Source organism: Paenarthrobacter sp. TA1.8 (assembly GCF_048595705.1).
Lineage (GTDB): Bacteria > Actinomycetota > Actinomycetes > Actinomycetales > Micrococcaceae > Arthrobacter > Arthrobacter nitroguajacolicus.
Map to the genome: position 1 here is coordinate 2,582,889 of NZ_CP184287.1, position 17,037 is coordinate 2,599,925.

The 17,037-nt window shown below is 59.0% G+C and carries 17 protein-coding genes; 2 read left to right on the forward strand and 15 right to left on the reverse strand.

Annotated features, from left to right (window positions below):
* Positions 1-447 precede the first annotated feature (447 nt).
* Entirely contained in the window at positions 448-750 is a 303-nt protein-coding gene (locus tag ACNAOT_RS11915; RefSeq protein ID WP_420178166.1) for a hypothetical protein, read from the forward strand.
* Between the two features lie 30 nt (positions 751-780).
* Here ACNAOT_RS11915 and ACNAOT_RS11920 read toward each other — a convergent pair whose 3' ends face one another.
* The 14 genes from ACNAOT_RS11920 to ACNAOT_RS11985 form a co-directional block, all read right to left on the reverse strand.
* Positions 781-1,431 carry a nuclease-related domain-containing protein gene (locus tag ACNAOT_RS11920; RefSeq protein ID WP_420178167.1) on the reverse strand — a complete coding sequence of 217 codons (651 nt, stop codon included), beginning with the start codon at positions 1,429-1,431 and terminating at the stop codon, positions 781-783.
* A gap of 167 nt (positions 1,432-1,598) precedes the next feature.
* A complete protein-coding gene (locus ACNAOT_RS11925) occupies positions 1,599-1,955 on the reverse strand; it encodes a helix-turn-helix domain-containing protein (protein WP_420178168.1) in 357 nt (118 codons plus the stop codon).
* A 210-nt stretch (positions 1,956-2,165) separates the two neighbouring features.
* Complete coding sequence (locus ACNAOT_RS11930; RefSeq protein ID WP_420178169.1) at positions 2,166-3,707, reverse strand: zf-HC2 domain-containing protein; 1,542 nt, start codon at positions 3,705-3,707, stop codon at positions 2,166-2,168.
* Between the two features lie 115 nt (positions 3,708-3,822).
* Positions 3,823-4,716 carry a MurR/RpiR family transcriptional regulator gene (locus ACNAOT_RS11935; RefSeq protein WP_420178170.1) on the reverse strand — a complete coding sequence of 298 codons (894 nt, stop codon included), beginning with the start codon at positions 4,714-4,716 and terminating at the stop codon, positions 3,823-3,825.
* A 108-nt stretch (positions 4,717-4,824) separates the two neighbouring features.
* Positions 4,825-5,940, reverse strand: coding sequence for a M20 metallopeptidase family protein (locus tag ACNAOT_RS11940; protein ID WP_420178171.1), 1,116 nt, complete (start codon positions 5,938-5,940; stop codon positions 4,825-4,827).
* 83 nt (positions 5,941-6,023) lie between these two features.
* Positions 6,024-7,178 (reverse strand): amidohydrolase family protein, encoded by a 1,155-nt coding sequence (locus ACNAOT_RS11945; RefSeq protein ID WP_420178172.1) that lies wholly within the window; start codon positions 7,176-7,178, stop codon positions 6,024-6,026.
* The gene (locus ACNAOT_RS11950) at positions 7,168-8,466 is read right to left on the reverse strand and encodes a glutamine synthetase (protein WP_420178173.1); all 1,299 of its coding nucleotides are present in this window, start codon (positions 8,464-8,466) and stop codon (positions 7,168-7,170) included. Before ACNAOT_RS11950 ends, ACNAOT_RS11945 begins: the two co-directional genes overlap by 11 nt.
* Positions 8,463-9,857 (reverse strand): M20 family metallopeptidase, encoded by a 1,395-nt coding sequence (locus ACNAOT_RS11955; RefSeq protein ID WP_420178174.1) that lies wholly within the window; start codon positions 9,855-9,857, stop codon positions 8,463-8,465. The genes ACNAOT_RS11950 and ACNAOT_RS11955 overlap by 4 nt, the downstream gene beginning before the upstream one ends.
* Positions 9,847-10,896 (reverse strand): branched-chain amino acid ABC transporter permease, encoded by a 1,050-nt coding sequence (locus ACNAOT_RS11960; RefSeq protein ID WP_420178175.1) that lies wholly within the window; start codon positions 10,894-10,896, stop codon positions 9,847-9,849. The genes ACNAOT_RS11955 and ACNAOT_RS11960 overlap by 11 nt, the downstream gene beginning before the upstream one ends.
* Positions 10,896-11,765, reverse strand: a complete 870-nt coding sequence (locus ACNAOT_RS11965) for a branched-chain amino acid ABC transporter permease (protein ID WP_420178176.1) — start codon at positions 11,763-11,765, stop codon at positions 10,896-10,898. The genes ACNAOT_RS11960 and ACNAOT_RS11965 overlap by 1 nt, the downstream gene beginning before the upstream one ends.
* Complete coding sequence (locus tag ACNAOT_RS11970; RefSeq protein WP_420178177.1) at positions 11,758-12,537, reverse strand: ABC transporter ATP-binding protein; 780 nt, start codon at positions 12,535-12,537, stop codon at positions 11,758-11,760. Before ACNAOT_RS11970 ends, ACNAOT_RS11965 begins: the two co-directional genes overlap by 8 nt.
* Entirely contained in the window at positions 12,534-13,292 is a 759-nt protein-coding gene (locus ACNAOT_RS11975; RefSeq protein ID WP_420178178.1) for an ABC transporter ATP-binding protein, read from the reverse strand. The genes ACNAOT_RS11970 and ACNAOT_RS11975 overlap by 4 nt, the downstream gene beginning before the upstream one ends.
* Positions 13,289-14,506, reverse strand: coding sequence for an ABC transporter substrate-binding protein (locus ACNAOT_RS11980; RefSeq protein ID WP_420178179.1), 1,218 nt, complete (start codon positions 14,504-14,506; stop codon positions 13,289-13,291). Before ACNAOT_RS11980 ends, ACNAOT_RS11975 begins: the two co-directional genes overlap by 4 nt.
* 150 nt (positions 14,507-14,656) lie before the next feature.
* Positions 14,657-15,685: an ornithine cyclodeaminase gene (locus ACNAOT_RS11985; protein ID WP_420178180.1), complete on the reverse strand. Its 1,029-nt coding sequence runs from the start codon at positions 15,683-15,685 to the stop codon at positions 14,657-14,659.
* Positions 15,686-16,333: 648 nt separating this feature from the next.
* On the opposite strand from ACNAOT_RS11985, the gene ACNAOT_RS11990 reads away from it, so the two are divergent.
* Entirely contained in the window at positions 16,334-16,786 is a 453-nt protein-coding gene (locus ACNAOT_RS11990; RefSeq protein WP_420178181.1) for a helix-hairpin-helix domain-containing protein, read from the forward strand.
* Here ACNAOT_RS11990 and ACNAOT_RS11995 read toward each other — a convergent pair.
* On the reverse strand, positions 16,751-16,942 hold the full coding sequence (locus ACNAOT_RS11995; RefSeq protein WP_420178182.1) for a hypothetical protein: 192 nt from the start codon (positions 16,940-16,942) through the stop codon (positions 16,751-16,753). The two genes, ACNAOT_RS11990 and ACNAOT_RS11995, sit on opposite strands and share 36 nt — an antisense overlap.
* Between the last annotated feature and the right edge of the window lie 95 nt (positions 16,943-17,037).

Consider the following 17,037-nt stretch of genomic DNA (forward strand, 5'->3'; position numbering starts at 1 on the left):
CACGGCCGGTTGGGTGCGGTCTGGCCGGTACACGGCAAGGTCATAGGACACGTTGCACAGGCAAGAGTCAATCACTCCCCGGCAAACGCGCCACAGGACCGTAACGCTGTGCGCCACGGTTCTACCGCAGATATGCTGCCCTCGTGACGACGTACCCAGGGGAACAACTAGACATCCAGTTCAAGGCTGCCTGGAGCGTGTCCGCCCAGACCGGCGGACACTTCTGGGCCCCGGAAGCGTCCTTGATGACCATGCCACAAAGGTGTTCGACTACATCGAGCTCCGGGTCAAATGCGCAGTGCCACCGGTGTCCAGCTCCTGGAAGGCACATCTGTGACAAGGCCTCCGATCACTCCTGACCGCCGCATCTCCCGCTGATTGCCGCGATTCGGTCTCAACGACCGGCTCGGACCCGCTTACCAGCCCGCATCAAACGAGAAAATATATATGGAACTTCTTGACGCACACACAGTCGTGATCTCTGCCGTCCTCCTGGTGCACATCACAGGGGTGATGATCGTGGCCGCTTCAATTGCCGGCCTGGTGATCTCGCTCTTTATTGTCGTGCTGGCCGTGCACTTCACCCGCATAACTTGGGAACTGACGCAAAACTGGCGTAGCAAAGAACTATTCAGCGGCAGCATCAGCAAATTTCTTGGTTCTCTGAAGGCAGGATCTCTGGCGACACGGCCTTTGATAGCCGCTGCACGACAGGGAATTAATCGGCTGTCATCGATCAAGCCGCAGTAGAAGCGAGGTTGCGTCAGCCAGCCGGTGTCGTCACGCAAGCCTGAACCGCGTGGCTAGCAACGCCGTCATCCTCGCCACATCAACATCGCCGGCTGCCCGCGTTGCAAGTACTTTTGCGAGCCGTTTGGGCCAGAGTACGTGCACGCCACGAGTCGTGAAGGCTCCCCCAACCAGCGGCCAGTCCGCTTCGATGAAGCACAGCACGCCATTCACCGGAACTGCGCCGGCATGCTCCCGCACAACGTCGACCTGTTTGAGCACACCATCAACCAGCTTCGTAGAGTCACGCCTGCCCACGAGAAGCTTCTCGACCCGTGGGTGAAGGAAGCCACCCTCGATCTTCAGTTCAGGCCGGCCCTTGTACCGTTTGGCGTCGATCACCCAGACTCCGCCCGGCGTAACAGCTATGTGATCGATGTTGGCTTTCGATCCAGGGATGCGCCGGTCGTGGAGGACAGCCAGGCTATCTGAGGACGCTGCATCCAGCCGAGCGCCTAAACGTCCCTCGCCGATGGCGCCTTGAGCCCAAGACTGGGTGGACGGCCGTTCATCAGAGAGCGTGACAGCCAGGGCGCCGAACCGTCCCCATTTCTCGCGGAGCCTATCCTGGTCCTTAGTTTTGCGTCGCTCATACTCGCGTCGGGCAGAGGATCCTGCCGTGCCGGCTGCAGGTGACAGCAACCCGCCACGCGTCGGTTCCGGACCCGAAGAAAGTGCTTGATCGGGCTCAGTGGAACACGCCAGGCATCGGACGGTCCTACTTTCGCTCTCGTAGATCGCTTCCGACCCGGCCGCGATGGAGGTCCCGCACTGCCAGCAAACTCCGCTATACCGGAGCCTCATCTGCTTCATGCAGGTGTACTCTCCGGCGCTGCCGGGCTCTCAGGCTCCGGGTCATTCAGGGAAGAAGGTCCCCAAGCATCGTTCTTGGGCAGGGTCTCGTCAAGCTCGTGCCATCGTTCCCATACCGCTTGGCGGGATACCCCGAGAGCAGTGGCGATCTCTGCCCATGACAAGCCAGCCTTCCGCGCATATCTGACGGTTCTGACCTCAGTGTTATCGCAGGCCTGGCGCACCTCCTGAATAGCCCTCAGCGTCGTAACTACTTCCGCCTTCCAGCCCTGCGGGCTCGACCGGGACACTCCGGTCAATCGGGGACCTTTGATCGCCCGATGAACAGTTGGGCCGCCGCTAAACCTTGCCATGACTCATCATGATCTTGTCCCTGTCCAGCGTCAAGGCAACTTGGCAGAGCAAGCGCATGTTTCTGAGAACACCGAGCTGGCCTCTCACGGCGAATGCCGTCTATTCTGGCAGATCGCTTGCGGCAGTCCGCTCGGCCGTTAGCCTGTACGCCTCTGTGATGTAGTCCTCGACGTCAATGTGATCCCTTGCCGCCTAGACAACACACCCAACTAGAAATCGTTGGAGAAGCGGGCTGTTTCAATGCCCTCGCCACTGAACGTGTAGTCCATGGTCCGCGTCCGCGAGGAGTCTGATTTGTACACGCCCATGGAGAAGACCAACCTGTCCGGATCAACGTTGTCGCTGGTGCAGCGGAACTGATCAATGACTGTGTTGTCGGTTCTACATGTCCATCCGGCTGGCTCAATCAGCTTTCCGGGGATCATCTGAGCCCCGCCGGAGATAGCGAACACTGCCTCGGCTGTGGCAGGTGCTGTTTCTTCTCCAAGGCTAAAGATGACGACGATGTTCAATTCCGCGGCGCTCGTGCCCGGATCTACGCGAAATGACGCAGCAACCTGCGGCGTTGGTGAAGGTGTACCTGCAACGGTCGGCGTAGCGCCCGGCGTCGGTAACACCGTTGGAAGTGTAGTCGGGATCGGGTCGACAGGGCCAGCAAACCCCGGGAATAGCGGCGGTACTGACGCCACGGGCGAGCTGCCCCACGCCTGGGATGTCTGCCGCGCTGAAAGGATCGGACCAGGACTAACCAGCCTAGGACTGGACGGCCTGACCAAGGCTGGAACCGTTGGAGGCAACTGTTCCTGCCGCCTGACTGTCTCCTCCGCGGCCGGGACCATCGGCGATTGCTCGGCAGGCGCCGTCGTTTGGCTCGGCACAATGGTGGGCCCGGGTACCAGTGATGCCTCCGCGACAGGAACATCGGCGGTCGGCGCACCGGTCCCTCCCATTGCTACGGCAGCACCAACTGACGCCGCCAACACGCAGGTACCCATCTTCAACAACAGAGGCAAAGCCCCGTGGGCACTGTGAGACCCAACTGCGCTGATAGCGGTCCCGCCCACCCCTGCCGACAGCGCAGGTATCGCCCCTGTGAAAGCTATGCCGGCAAACATGGGGAAGACCACAGCACGCATTGCAGACTGCATGTCATTGAGGTCCACCAGAAGTGCCGTGCACTTCGAGCAGTTGTCCAGGTGCTCCCGAATCTTGCCCGCGGACCGCGAACCCAGACCGTTACGTGCGTAGGCGCCCAGTTGGTTTGAACATTCTTCACAGACCTCGCCCACTGCGGAACCAACATGATTCTGAAGATAGGCCTGTCGAAGTCGTTCGCGGGCCCTCAGGACCAGGGAGGATATGGCGTTGGGCGTCACGCCTAGCAGTGGAGACGCAGCAGCCGGCTTCATCCCCTCAATGTCGACATACCAAAGAACCTCCTGCCAACGTGTCGGTAACGTCGCGAAGGCACCGGCGATGGCCGAAGATTCGAAGTCCGCGATGACCGGATCAGCATCCACATGCTTGCTGTCCAGCACGAAATCGTCACCCGTGACACTCGCGCGGGTCGCCGCCTGGTTGTGCTTATGGGCTATGCGACGAACTGCCGTCAGCAAATAGCCCCGGAAGAATGTATCCGGCCCCTTACCAGCAGCGAGCGAATGGAGAATATACGAAAAGGCGTCTGCAACAACGTCATCAACATCGGCAGCATTGTCGGCCTGTGCTGAGGCTACATGGCGGGCTGCCATACAGTGTCGATCGTACAGTTTCTCGAAAGAGGCTAATTGTCCGGAGCGCACCTGCTCGACAAGTTCTGCGTCACTTTCACCATGGGAAAGTTGGCCGGCTTGAAGAAAGCCGGGCTTAATCGGCCAGAACTGTGCCATAGCCGGCTTCCAAAGTCCGCATACGGTCTTCGGCCGCCGGCCCAAGTTTGACGTGAACCGCTGCGATGAGGGCTTCCACCAAAACGGTCGCCGGAACGATGCTGTCGAATGAACCCGCAGACTCCACCCGTGCCGGCAGAACAACGTCCGCATTAAATGAAACCGGTGAGAGCCACGGGTCTGTAATGAGGATGATCTTGGCCCCCCTCGCCCGGGCTGCCTTTGCCAGATCAACGGTGTCTTTCTGGTAGCGACGAAAATCAAAGAAGACGCAGACATCGCGCTTGCCGAGGTCAGCTATGAATGTGGAGTCATTGTTCGGATGCTGGGCGTGCACCAAGGTGTTCGGTCGCATTAGACGAAGGTGTAAGTCCAAGTAGGTGGCCAGGAGGTGAGAGAACCTGCCGCCGATCGAAGTAATTTGCAGTGAGGCATTGCAGAGAAGTGCAACGGCACGGTCGAACTCATGCTCCGGCAGCGAAGTGACCGTGCTCTCGATGCCTTCGACGGCCGTTTCGGCCATTGACCGAGCCAATTCCGGAGCATCTGAATCAGCGCGTATTTTGCCTTGAAGGGTCAGCGGGGATGCCCTCCGCGCCTGCACTTCTTCGCGGAGTGCATCCTGGAAGTCCCGGTACTTGTTGAAGCCCAGTCTGCTGACGAACCTGAGCACGGTGGGGGCACTGACATTGCCCTTCTTGGCAAATTCAACCGTGGACTCCAACCCTGCAGTCGGGTAGTTGGCGAGGAACACTCGCGAGAGCTTGTGCTCTGCCGGGGAGAGCGAACCCTGAATTTGACGGATTCTGTCCGCCAGGGTCAACCGGGCAGATTGGTTCTCAGACTGTTCAAATTGTCCGGACTGCGACATGGCATTCCTTTCTTGCATAAGCGGTAAAGCTGGAAGAAGTTGTGACGGCTCCGCTTTTGATCCCCATTCAATCAGGAAACGCAAAACGGCTTGACCAGTAGCATGCGGTCAGCTTGTTGGGGCGACAACCAGCGGCAATTCATGTGCGGGCAGTAACGTCCTGGCGGCGCCAACGTATCCAGCCAGAAGCGCATGCGCCACATCATAGACATGCGAGTCGTGGGGTACGAATGTGCTTGAATGCAACCGATCCCCGGCGCCGCTGGTACCCACGAACATCATCAGTGACGGCATCTTTTCCGAGAAATACGAAAAATCATCGGAACCCGCAGACCTGAGACTACTGTCCACTTCCATGCCGAGAGCCAGCAGGAGAGGAGTAGTCGCTTTTACGATGTGCGCATCATTTTCCAAAACGGGTTCGCCTTCGGTGACGGTAACTTCACCACTACAGCCGTGGGCCGCTGCAACCAGGCGGACCGTCTCGGCAAGTCGCCGCAGCACTTCCGCCCTCACTGGTGTGGACATGGTGCGGACTGTTCCGCGGGCAGCGGCAGTACCGGGTATGACGTTAGCCGCGGTTCCAGCCTGAAGGGTGGCAATGGTGAGGACGACCGAATCCATGGGGTCAACGTTCCGGCTCACGATGTTTTGCAACGAGACCACAACGTGGGATAACGCCACAACAGGGTCCGCTGCAATGTGCGGGTAGGCTGCGTGGCCACCTCGTCCATGAATGTTGATGACGAACTCGTCCGATGAGGCATTCACAGCCCCCGGCGTGCACGCCACCGTCCCTCCGGGCAGCAGAGGCTGAACATGGGCCGCGACGGTGGCCCGCACGTCTTGCTCCTCGAGTATCCCCGTGGCGCAGATGTCCTTCGCGCCGGACGGATACGTCTCTTCCCTGGGTTGGAAGACCAGTGCCACGGGGGCAGCGCCCGCTGTTGAGTGGACGGCCCTGGCCAAGGCAACAACAGCAGACAGATGGACATCATGCCCACAGGCGTGCATGACACCTGGCCTTTTAGAAGCCCAATCGAGATCGGACTCTTCCAACGCAGGCAGCGCATCCAGCTCAGCACGGATAGCAATCGCCTTGCCCGGCCCGCCAATTCGCAGAACTGCCCCTGTTCCGGCCACAAACCTGGCTTGCAGGTCCCCAGGCAAAGCACTCAAAACCAGTTCAAGGGTGGGCCCTTCGGAACCGGATAGATCCGGCATGCTGTGCAATTTATGGCGCAGTGCTATTGCACCCGGAATTTCCTGGTCAATGCGTCTCCTGAGCACCTCAAACAGTTCAGGATTCACTTCTCCCCCAGCTCATAGACGCGCCGCGCGTTATCCCTTCCGACCATCCGAACTACTCGAATGGCGTCCTCCTCAGCCCAGTCTCCATCGCGAACCCAGGCCCCCAGAACCTTCCTCATTCCTTCGCGCCATAGCCGCGCCCCAAGGTAATGGAGTTCCGGAGGTCCCCACGCATCCGTGGAAAACAGGATCTTGGAGAACGGTGCCAGCTCGAGAGACTCTTTGATCAGTTCCAAAGACTGAACGCCTGTGTAGTTGGTCCCAAGGCCGACATCGAAGTAGACGTGCGGGAATACCTGCGCAAGGTAGCCTGCGTGCCGATGATACGGATAGCAGTGGAGGAGAAGTACGTCCACCTCGAAGGGTTCAATCAGCTTCAACCAGGGAACCAACAGCAGTGGGTCGCAGCGGTCCAGACGCAAGTCAGGGTCGCCGTACCCAGTGTGCATTTGTATGGGCAGGCCGCGGTCGACGCCCGACCAGAGAAAGAAACGCAAAAGCACAGGATCCGAGACACGGAGCGAGTAACCGGCTGCTACCAGACGGAGCCAGGAAGCAGCCGCTTTTCCCACCTCTTCTTTGGACGGCCGGACTGGGTCAAAGTCGAACCCATGACGGTAGGCGATGATGCTCTTGACTCCAACCGCGTTCTGCGTTGCCAGAGCAAGCCGGGCCGTATAGGCATTAGCGAAATCCGCGGCTGATACGCCTTCCCAAGCCAGAGACTCCGCTATGGACTCGAGCCTGACGATCTCGCCCACTGAGGCTGAGCTGATGCTGTTCATCCCCGCAAGGCCGTGGATTTGATCCCCGCGATATCCGGTCTCGATCAGGAAATGGCCTATTCCTGCAGACCTGAGCAGGCGTGAGGTTACTTCGGGCGTCCCGAGCTCCACACGCCGTTCAAAGTATGCGTCGGCACTCGCATGGGCAGGAAGGCCCAGCAACGGCGCACACCAACGACGAATCGCAAAGCCCAACTGGGAATCGAATTGCGTCATCCATTCAGGAATGGGCCTGTCGGACTCTGTCAGCAGTTCTTCCAGCGAGGATCGATCAACGTCATTCTTCAGCGCTCCATGCACATGGTGGTCCACCAAAGGCATTTCCTCGATGGCAGACAGGAGTCCTTCGATGGGGTCAGTAGACATCAGATACCGCTTTGATTCGGGCAGCATCATCGAGGGCAGCCACATGGGCGAGCTCATGCCGTTTGACCGCCACGTACGTTGCCAACAAATCCGGATGGAACCACGACCTCACGCTTTGGTCTTTTTCCAAGGCCAGAAGTGCGTCCTGGAGAGTAGCCGGGAGTCGAGGCACGTCGTTCAATTCAGCCGGCCCTGCCGTCTCCGGGAAAACGTCAGGTTCTGGATACTCGTCACCACCTACGATTCCGGACATACCGGCCCTGAGCAGGACACCAAGCGTGAGCCACGGGTTGGCGGTTGCATCGGCTGCCCTGTACTCAAGGTTGAATTGGCGCTCCGGAGCAGATCCACCTGCCGAACTGGTTGGACAGATTCGGAGAAGAGCCTCACGGTTTCGTTCCGCCAGGAATATACCGCCTGCACTCCATCGATCCGGAGCCAGGCGCATGAAGGAAACCGGGCTCGGTGCTGTCCACGCCGTCAGTGCTTCGGCGTGACGCAGGATTCCTGCACTGAATCTGGATCCAACCTCGGATAGCCGGCCCGGACGGTTGGCGTCGAGCAGAACCGGATTACCGCCGTCGTCCACCAAACTGATGTGGACATGGACACCGGTCCCTGTACCGTTTGGTTCGTGAAGCGGAGCGAAAGACGCTCTGAGGCCGCGTCGGATTGCCAAGTCGCGGACCAATTCGCGTAAGAGCACCGCCCTGTCTGCGGCAGTGAGGGGATCGCTCGGTTCCACCGTGATTTCAAACTGGTTCGCCCCGTATTCAGGCAACCAGTTCTCCGGTGCGAGACCACAATCCGTTAAGAGACGCAGCAGGTCTGGTCCGAACGGATCGGCGTCGAGATGCCTGCGCAAGGAAAACGGAGCTGATTGGGGCAGGCCCTCCAAAACGAACTCGTGTTCAAAAGTGGCGATAACGCGCAGGCCCGTTTGTTCCCGAAAGTCGTTGATGGCTCGGCGCAGGAAGGTCCTGGGACAGCAGTCCCAGTCGGTTCCGTCAGCTTGTGTTTGGTCCGCCACCAAAACCCTGAGTCGAGTCGTGGCGGGCCCGTCGGCAATGGTGATTTCGGTGGCTTCGTCCGGCATCAGGCGCAAGTCTCCGGTTGAGCCGAAGGCACTGCCCGGCGCTATGCTGCCGAAAGCCGAAATGCCGAGGTTCGCCGGTACCCATCCCAGCCCGGAGCGAAGAACCGAGCCGTAGGCTTCGCCAGGAGCACCCCGCCCCTTGACCTGCCCTGCGAGATCGCAGGTAGCAACGAAAATATCAGGGGTGTTCACGGGCGCCTCCGGCCAGTTGTGGGTGGTTTGATGCTGGATTCAGTGCCCGAGACGCCGCAGTAGTCCATTGCGGATAAGGCGTACGTCTTCACTGCGGTGATGATCTGGTGGATCGGCACGTACTCATTTTCCGCGTGCGCGGTCCGGCCGACCCCGGGACCATAAACGAGCCCGTCGATACCTTGGGCATCCATCCATGTGAGGTCGCAAACACCGAGGAACCCTTCCTGCTTGGGTGGCGTGGCGAGGCCAAACCCGCCGACAGAATCACTGTGGGCTTTCATGACAGCGGGGATGAGTTCATGGCTGGCTGGCGCAGTGTATGGCGGCCATAGGAGCTTCCAGTCAATTTCGGGACGGTGGGCGCTCAGCCAGGGATCGTTGGCGCAAGCTTGACGCACGGTTTTCTCGATCTCATCGATGACTTCGTGGTTGCTTCGCTCAGGATGGTGATAGACGCAGTATTCGACTGTGAGCGTGTCGGCAAGGAAGAACGGGACCAGAACCCCCTCCGGGTTTCCTCGGATCACCCCGGGCAAGAGATTGAAGTAGCCCGGCTGGAAGAGGGGGTGCCTGTCACGCCGCGCCCAGGTATCTTCCAACTGCCGCAGGGCGTGATAGATGATCCAGAACTTGTCGATGGTGTTGACACCCAAAGCTTCGCCTTCAAGGGTTGGATGAATGGTAAGACCCCGCAAACCGGAGTGCGCCGCTTTGCCGACAAGGGACAGTGAGAACCACAACAGGCCCGGGGTGCTGGGAACCAGATTGGGAGGTGCGTCGGAGAAGTTCGACGGTTCGCAGACGATCGCGGCGTCGGCCCCATATCCTGCTTGCAAAGCTGCCGTTGTGCCCGAAAGGTGGTCACCGACTTCTTCTCCGACGACCGCCTGCAGCACAAGATCTCCTTGGAGCCGGATGCCTGCGGTGGCTAAGGCGATGGCAGCGTATGCCGCGGCGACTGTGCCGGCTTTATTATCCGTAGCTCCCCTGCCATGGACAGCATCATCGGTGATCAAACCGGAGAAGGGCGCATGGTCCCAAAGACCTTCACGGTTTGGCGGCACCACATCCACGTGCCCGTTGAGCAGCAGCGAGCGGCCACCACCTGTACCGGCAATCCGCCCGCAAGCATTGTCCCGGCCCTTCTCAACTGTCACGAGTTCCGTCGAGGCACCCGCTTCGCGATGAAGATCATTCATAAGAGCGCTGACCTCCCCCTCGGCGCCCACAAGCTTCCCGTAGTCCTGACCGGGATACTTAGGGTTTATGCTCGGGATCTTGACGGCGTCCGAGATAGACTGGACGATCCTGGGAGCCAGACGATCCACTGCGTCCAGGACTGCCCTACGCTGGTTCTGCTCAGTTCGGGCCATGGCATCAACGGACATGTGTGGTTTCCTCGACTTCCGAATGTTGGCTTGCGGGTATTTGGTTCGCTGTCTCGGCGGGTTTGTTCCGGTTTCTTCGAAGAATCCTCCGCGTTCTGTCCAGTGCGTCTTGGAGGAGGCCTGAGATGCCGCTCGGGAGGAAAATAAGAACCAGCAAGGTCCCGACGCCGATGATGATCGCACGCGCAGGACCCAAATCCGTGAGTTGGCGGTCGATGACTGTGACTATCAGCGCCCCCAGGACAGGACCCCAGATATGACCGGTGCCGCCGAGGAAGATCATGCTCAAGCCAAGGGTGACGAATCCGAAGCTGAAGAGCGTGACGTCCGCAACGCGGAAGTAGGCAACATAGAGGGCTCCTGTCACGCCGGCAACGGCACCGCTGAGGACAAAGGCTAAAAGATGCTGCCTGATGCGGTTCATACCGCGGCTGACTGCCAGGCTTTCATTGTCACGCAGCGCGATAAGGCTCTTCCCGAACGGGCTGCGTAGGGTGGCCTGGAGCAGGACCAGGAGCAGGACCACGGCCCCGCCGAGCAACCATAAGTAGCCCAACCCCGAGTACTTGGCGAAAGAAAAATTGCCTATGCTCAGAGCCGGCACGCCCGTCAGACCACTGGATCCGCCGGTGATTCCGGGAACGGCCAGAACCAGGTAGTAGCACAACTGCACGAAGACGAAGGTGATAAGTGCGATGTAGATGCCGCGCATGCGTATCACCGGAATGTAAGCCAGTGCACCGGCCAGCCCTCCCGCAACCGTTGCCAGAAGGAGCCCGATCCACGGATTTGCATCCCATGTAACTGTGGCAACGGCCATCGTGTAACCTCCGACGCCGAAGAAGCCAACGTGGGCAAAGTTGAAGATACCGCCGATGCCCAAGGTCAGGTTCCAGCTGGCGGCAAGCAGCGCGTAAATGAGCGCCGTCGCGGCCAGCAAGCGTGCAGAGCCGCTGATGACGACGTACGGCAACAAGGCTGCGGCAAGCAAGAGTATCGGCCACGTAGCGAATCGCTTGAGGGATCCAAGACTGTTCATCACGAACGTCCTTTCACTAGGCCTTGGGGGCGGACCAGCATGATGAGGACCAGGACGAGGAAGACGGCGACAGGGCTCCATTGCAGCCCGAGCCAGTACGTCGTGCCCGCTTCCAACAGGCCTATGGTGAAGGCACCGACCAAGGTTCCCCACAAAGTGGCCGACCCGCCGAAGACCAGGACGACAAAGGCAGTCAGCAGGGGTTCAAAGCCCTTGGTGGGAGTAATGGTGGTGGTGGTTCCATAGACGAAGGCGGCGGCGCAGGCCAGAATTGATGCGACCGCAAAGACGCCGGCGTATATGCGCGCCGGCCTGATTCCGACGAGCATTGCCATATCCCTGTTTTGTTCCACTGCCCGGACGGCCATCCCCCACTTCGTCTTGCGCAGCAACATAATCAGTCCTATAACCAGGACTAAGGCCAGGCCCAGGGCGATGAGGGTGGAGCTTGCGATTTTTACGTCGCCCATGGCAAACGTTGAGGTGCTCACGGACTTTATTTGCTTGTTCTGCGGTCCCCAGACCAGTTGTGCTGCACCCTCCACTGCGTTGGCAATTGCGAGGGTGGAAACCATGACCAAGAGCGTTCCGTTTGGCCTGCTGATGAATGGCCGGACTGCGACGAGGTCCAGGAGCATGCCCAGTAAAGCCAGCAGGGGAACCGCAGCGGCGAAGGCGAGGAGAACCGGGAGCCCGACCTTCTCTGAGAACGTCCAGATGAAGTATGCCCCCAGCAGCAGGAGCGCACCGTGAGCGTAGTTGAAGACTCCCAGCGTGGACCATATGAGGGACAGTCCGCTGGCCATCAACGAGTAAAGCGACCCGAGCACGAGGGCTGAGACGAGGATGGATAGGAGCGCGTCAGTCATGCTTGTCTCCTTCAATGGTGTTGGTGGCGGTTGACGCGTGGGAGCCGACGTACATGTCCATGACTTCCTCGTGGCTGGGCTTGACTGCGGTGGTTCCGCTGGAGAGAATCCGTCCGAGCTCCACAAGATGCCAGCGGTCCGCGAGTTCGAAGAGGAACTCAATATCGCCATCGGCGACTATTAGCGACAGACCCAATCGGCGGACTTCGTGGAGTGTCTCAAGGATTTCGTACCGGATCTTGGGTGCCAGCCCGAGGGTCGGTTCATCCAGCACCAGAAGTTTGGGCTTGGCCATTAGGCCCATTCCAATGGCCACCATTTGGCGTTCTCCGCCGGACAGCGTGCCCACAAGTTGTCCGCGACGTTGCCGGAGCTTGGGAAACAGTTCCTGGACCATTTCCAGAGTCTCTTCCCGCTGATCCCTCGCTGCCGGGATCCCGCCTGCTAATGCCAGGTTCTCCCTGACAGTGAGCCTCGGAAAGAGCTGATTGCCTTGGGGCACGTGCATAATTCCCTGGTTGACTATCCTGTAGGCGGGCATGCCGGTGATATCGCTGCCATCGAAGACAACCCGACCTGACGATGTCCTGCCCAGGCCTGAGACGGCGCGCAGGGCGGTCGTCTTTCCATGACCGTTGGGACCCAACAGGGCCAGTGCTTCACCCGGTACGACCTCGATGGAAAACGATCGGACTACAGGCAGGCGGCCATATCCTGCCTCAAGCTCATACACGCCGAGCAGTGGGCTAACTTTCTGCTGAAGGTGATTCACGCTGTGGCCTTCCCCAGATATGCCTCCATCACCCGCGGATCCGCAAGAACGGCGTCGGGGGTTCCTTCAACCAGGACTTCACTGGATGACATGATGATCATCCTCTTGGCAAGATCGCGGATGAGACTGAGTACGTGCTCAATGATTAGCAATGTCAGGCCGCCCTTCTGAAGTTCCCTCAGGAGCAGGATGAGTTCAGCCTGGTCCTCATCGTTGAGGCCACCGGCCGGTTCATCCAGCATCAGGAGCCGCGGCTTTGAGACAAGGGCGCTCGCTATCATCAGCTTCTTTTTTGCAAGCAGAGGTATATCCGCCGCCTTATCGTCCCTGTATCTGGTGATTCCTACGGTTTCCAAGGCAGTTTCCACGTCGCCCTTGTAGCGCCCGCGCCCACCGAGGTAATGGTTGGCCACAGCCATGTTGTCTGAAACGCTCAACGACGGGAACAGCTGTTCTGCTTGGAAGGTTCGACGCATTCCCAAACGAGCGATTTTGTGCGCAGCGAGCTTGTCAATCCGGACGCCGTCGAAGAGAATTTCTCCGTCTGTGGGGCCGAATGGGACCCCGGAGATCAAATTGAAGAGCGTACTCTTTCCGGCACCGTTAGGACCGGCAATCCCCAGGATCTCCCCCTCGTCGACGTTCAGCGTGACGTTGTCCACGGCCACGAATCCACCGAAGCGGCGGCTGACTTGCCGTACTTCCAGAAGGTGACCGGCGGAAGTGCTCCGGGCAGATGACTCGGAGATTCTCATTTCATCCACTCGGGCCTGTGGAACGTGCCGTCAGCGAACTCTTCGGGAGCGATGTTCAGGCGTTTTCCGTTTTGGATTTGGTAATACGTCATCGGGATACCGTCCTTGCCGGCCACGGCCAGATGCGTTTTGGGATCAAAATGGACACGACCCAGCGTGGTTTGCTTGTCCAGCTTGCCCAATGCAACCCCGACTTCATCGCGCTTGTCAGGATCACCGACTTCCTTCACCGCATCGGCCCATAAATAGACCTGTTCGTAGAGGCCGTAGCTATACAGGCTGGGTTCGTTCTCGTATGCCTCCGTAAGCTTCCGGGTGAGCTCTTTAGTTTCGGCCAAAGCCGGCAGTGGGGCGAACGGAAGGTTGTACAGCACGCCGTCAGCGTTCTTGCCTGCAAGCTCAGTGAACTCCGGCACGCTTGGAGCGTACTGCGAAAACACCAATGACTGAGTTGGATTCTGACGGAATTGGGTGAGGAACTTTGACGCATTTGCAGTCAGGTAGTCGAGGTTGATGATCACGGCCGGATCGACCTGACGGATTTTGGTTATCTGCGTGGTCCAGTCGTCCACTTCCCCAAAAGGAACAGTGTCGGGTCCCGTAACTTCCCAGCCCTTTGCCCTGAAGTTCTTGTCCAACCCGGAAGCTATGCCGTTGGAGTACGCATTGTCGCTGGAGATGATGTAAACACGGCGGCTGGTGAGCGGGAACGTGCCATCAGCGTTCCATGCATCCAATTGTTCAGGGATGCCGGTGCTGTAGCCCTCATATGAAGGGGCAAGGGACCAAACTCCAGGATACTTTTCGGGGTCCTTGGAAATGATGTCCTGTGTTTGGGCACTGTTGCCGCTCAGCAAGTACGGAATTCCCGCTTCTGCCAGTTGATCAATTTCAAAGTTGGTGGTGCTGGCGTAACCGGTGAGCACCGCCGCAACATCGGGGTCTGAGGTCAGTTGCGTCACAGCGGCCGAGACTGCATCCGATTTCTGGTCACGTACATCAAGGGCTTTGAGTTCGATCTTCCTGCCATCGATGCCGCCCTTGGCATTGATTTCGTCGACTGCAAGTCGAGCGCCCTGTTCCATGAGCTTGCCGTCAGCTGCGGCCACACCTGTGAGGGGGGCCAGAAGCCCGAGCTTGATGGCAGCTCCGGTGACCCCGGAGTCACCACTTTCACCGGTGGGGACGGTGCAACTCACCATCGAGATAGCCATGAGAGTGGCCGCGGAAAGGAGGAGTGAAGAACGTAATCTGGGCTTGATTGAGGTGGACATAGCGCTCCGTAGGAGATGGGGATTTTGGTCCGGGTTTGAAGTCATAACTGACGGCATTTAGTGGATAGTGGCGACGATGGGGTAAATCGTCTATCCGACGGGCGCTAGGGCACCGACAAGACCGAACAGGTCCTTGGGATCGTCCGGATTTGCAACGAGGTCTATGTCTTCAAAGAACTCGGTACCGTCCACGGAGTCCCGCACGTATCGCAGGGCCGAGAAGTCTTCCACAGCAAATCCAACGGAATCGAAGATGGTGATTTGCTCTTCGGAGGTACGCCCTGGTGCCGCGCCGAGCAGGACCTTCCAGAACTCTGTGACGGCGAAGTCGGCCGGCATCTGCTGGATTTCACCTTCGATCCGTGTCTGGCTCTCATACTCAACAAAGACGTCGCCGATCTCCAGGACCGATGGGTCAAGTTCCGTTTTTCCGGGACAATCTCCGCCAATCGCGTTCAGATGGATTCCAGGAGCAATGTGTTGGACGCTTAGGATCGTTGCCTGGGTTTTGTCTGCCGTGCACGTCGTGACGATGTCGGCACCCTGAACTGCTTCCAGAGCAGACGAAGCAACATGTACTTCGAATCCAAGGGGAACCATGTTGCGGATGAACTTGTTCACTGCGGCGGGATCGGTATCCCAAACCTGAAGCTTCGCCACCCCCAGCGCCGTCCTCATCGCCAGTGCCTGAAATTCTGCCTGACTCCCGGTTCCAATCATGGCCATGACGCTGGAATCGGATCGAGCCAAGGCCTTGGCGACCATGGCGGATGTGGCTGCGGTGCGTAGCGCCGTGAGGATCGTCATTTCCGCCAGGAACGTCGGGTAGCCGTTGTGGACATCTGCCAGGACGCCGAACGCCGTGACGGTTTGGTAGCCACGGGCTGGATTGGAGGGGTGCCCGTTCACATATTTGAAGCCGTAGGTCTCGTGATCACTCGTGGGCATGAGTTCGATAACGCCGTACGGCGTATGGCTGGCGACGCGCGGCGTCTTATCAAACCGCGCCCAGCGTCGGAAGTCCTCTTCCATGTAGTGGATCAGGTCTTTGATGATCGTTTCCGGGCCTTGGGATCTGACCCAGCGGATCATGTTGCTTACATCGACAAAGCGCGTCATCTGCGCTCCCTTCTGGTTCGTGCCGTTCACGTCCTCGGGATCGGCTCAATCCATCATGCGTTACAAACCATTCAAAGTCACTACTTTTCTTAAATTTGTTATGATTCTTTCAAGACCGCCTATGGCAAACCGGGCGTCGCACAGCCATGCAGTTCAGGCGGTCCGAGCACAGATCACTTCTGCGGGGGTTGTCTGCAAACGGAGTGTTCCTTCTCTCGTCTTATCCACATAGAGCAACTCGCCCCGCTGTGACAGCAGCAGCAGCCATAGGCTCGTTTTATGCCACGCCGGAACCGGGATGCCTCCCCAGATGCCGCAGCGCAGGCAGCCCGGCAGCGATTTGCGTCCCGCCTGGGTACGGACACCCAGACCATTCCTCTGTTGAAGTTGCCCGTCGAACCAGATCCGACGCCTGAAGATTCGGATCTGCAATCCGGGATGCATTGTGTGCGGACCCGCTGGCGAACCTCCTGGCGGGTGGCTGCCCTCCTTGCCGTTGTAGGAGTTGGCATTATTGCCTGGAACTTGTGGCAATCGGCCGTGGGGCAACCAACAACAGAACACCTCGCTTCTTCCTCGTCTGTGGGGCCCGGCTTGCCTGATACTTCAAAATCCCCTCAGTCGGAGGACACGGAAGCTGGGGGGAGCGTGCTCGTGCACGTTGCCGGTGCGGTACAGAAACCTGGTGTTGTTTCCTTGCCGGTGGGCAGCCGGATTTTCCAAGCGATTGAGGCTGCGGGCGGAGTTGTTTCCAACGCGGAACTCAATGGCCTCAACCTTGCAGAGGTGGTGAGCGACGGGGCCAAGATTCAGGTCCCGGTGGTCGGGGAGGTGCCGCAGCCTGCCCCACTTGCTGGAAGCTCCGGCGCTGCTGGCGGTACCGGAGGTGACGTGGCAGGGGCCAAGGTCAACATCAACACTGCGTCCTTGGAAGAACTGGGAACGCTCCCCAGAGTTGGGCCGGTGACTGCTCAAGGAATTATTGATTGGCGGAAAGAACACGGACCTTTTGCCTCCGTCGACGAACTTGACGCCGTTGACGGGATAGGACCTAAGCTCATGGAATCACTCAAAGATCTGGTGACGGTCCAGGGTGGCTAATTCGACTGAGGTGACAAGGATCAGTGCAGTTTCATCGCGATCGAAGCGCATGGATTTGAGACTGGTTCCCGCTGTGCTGGTGACCTGGTCCGTTGCATTTGCCGGGGCTTTTATCGATGCAGCGTGGTCCGCAGCCTTGGCCGGTATTTTGGTCATGGTTGGGGCTCTGCTGTTGGTGGGGGCGCGGCGTCATTGGCCATCCCTGCCCCGTGCCAGAACGATCCCCGCCACCCTTGCCCTTGCTTGCGTTC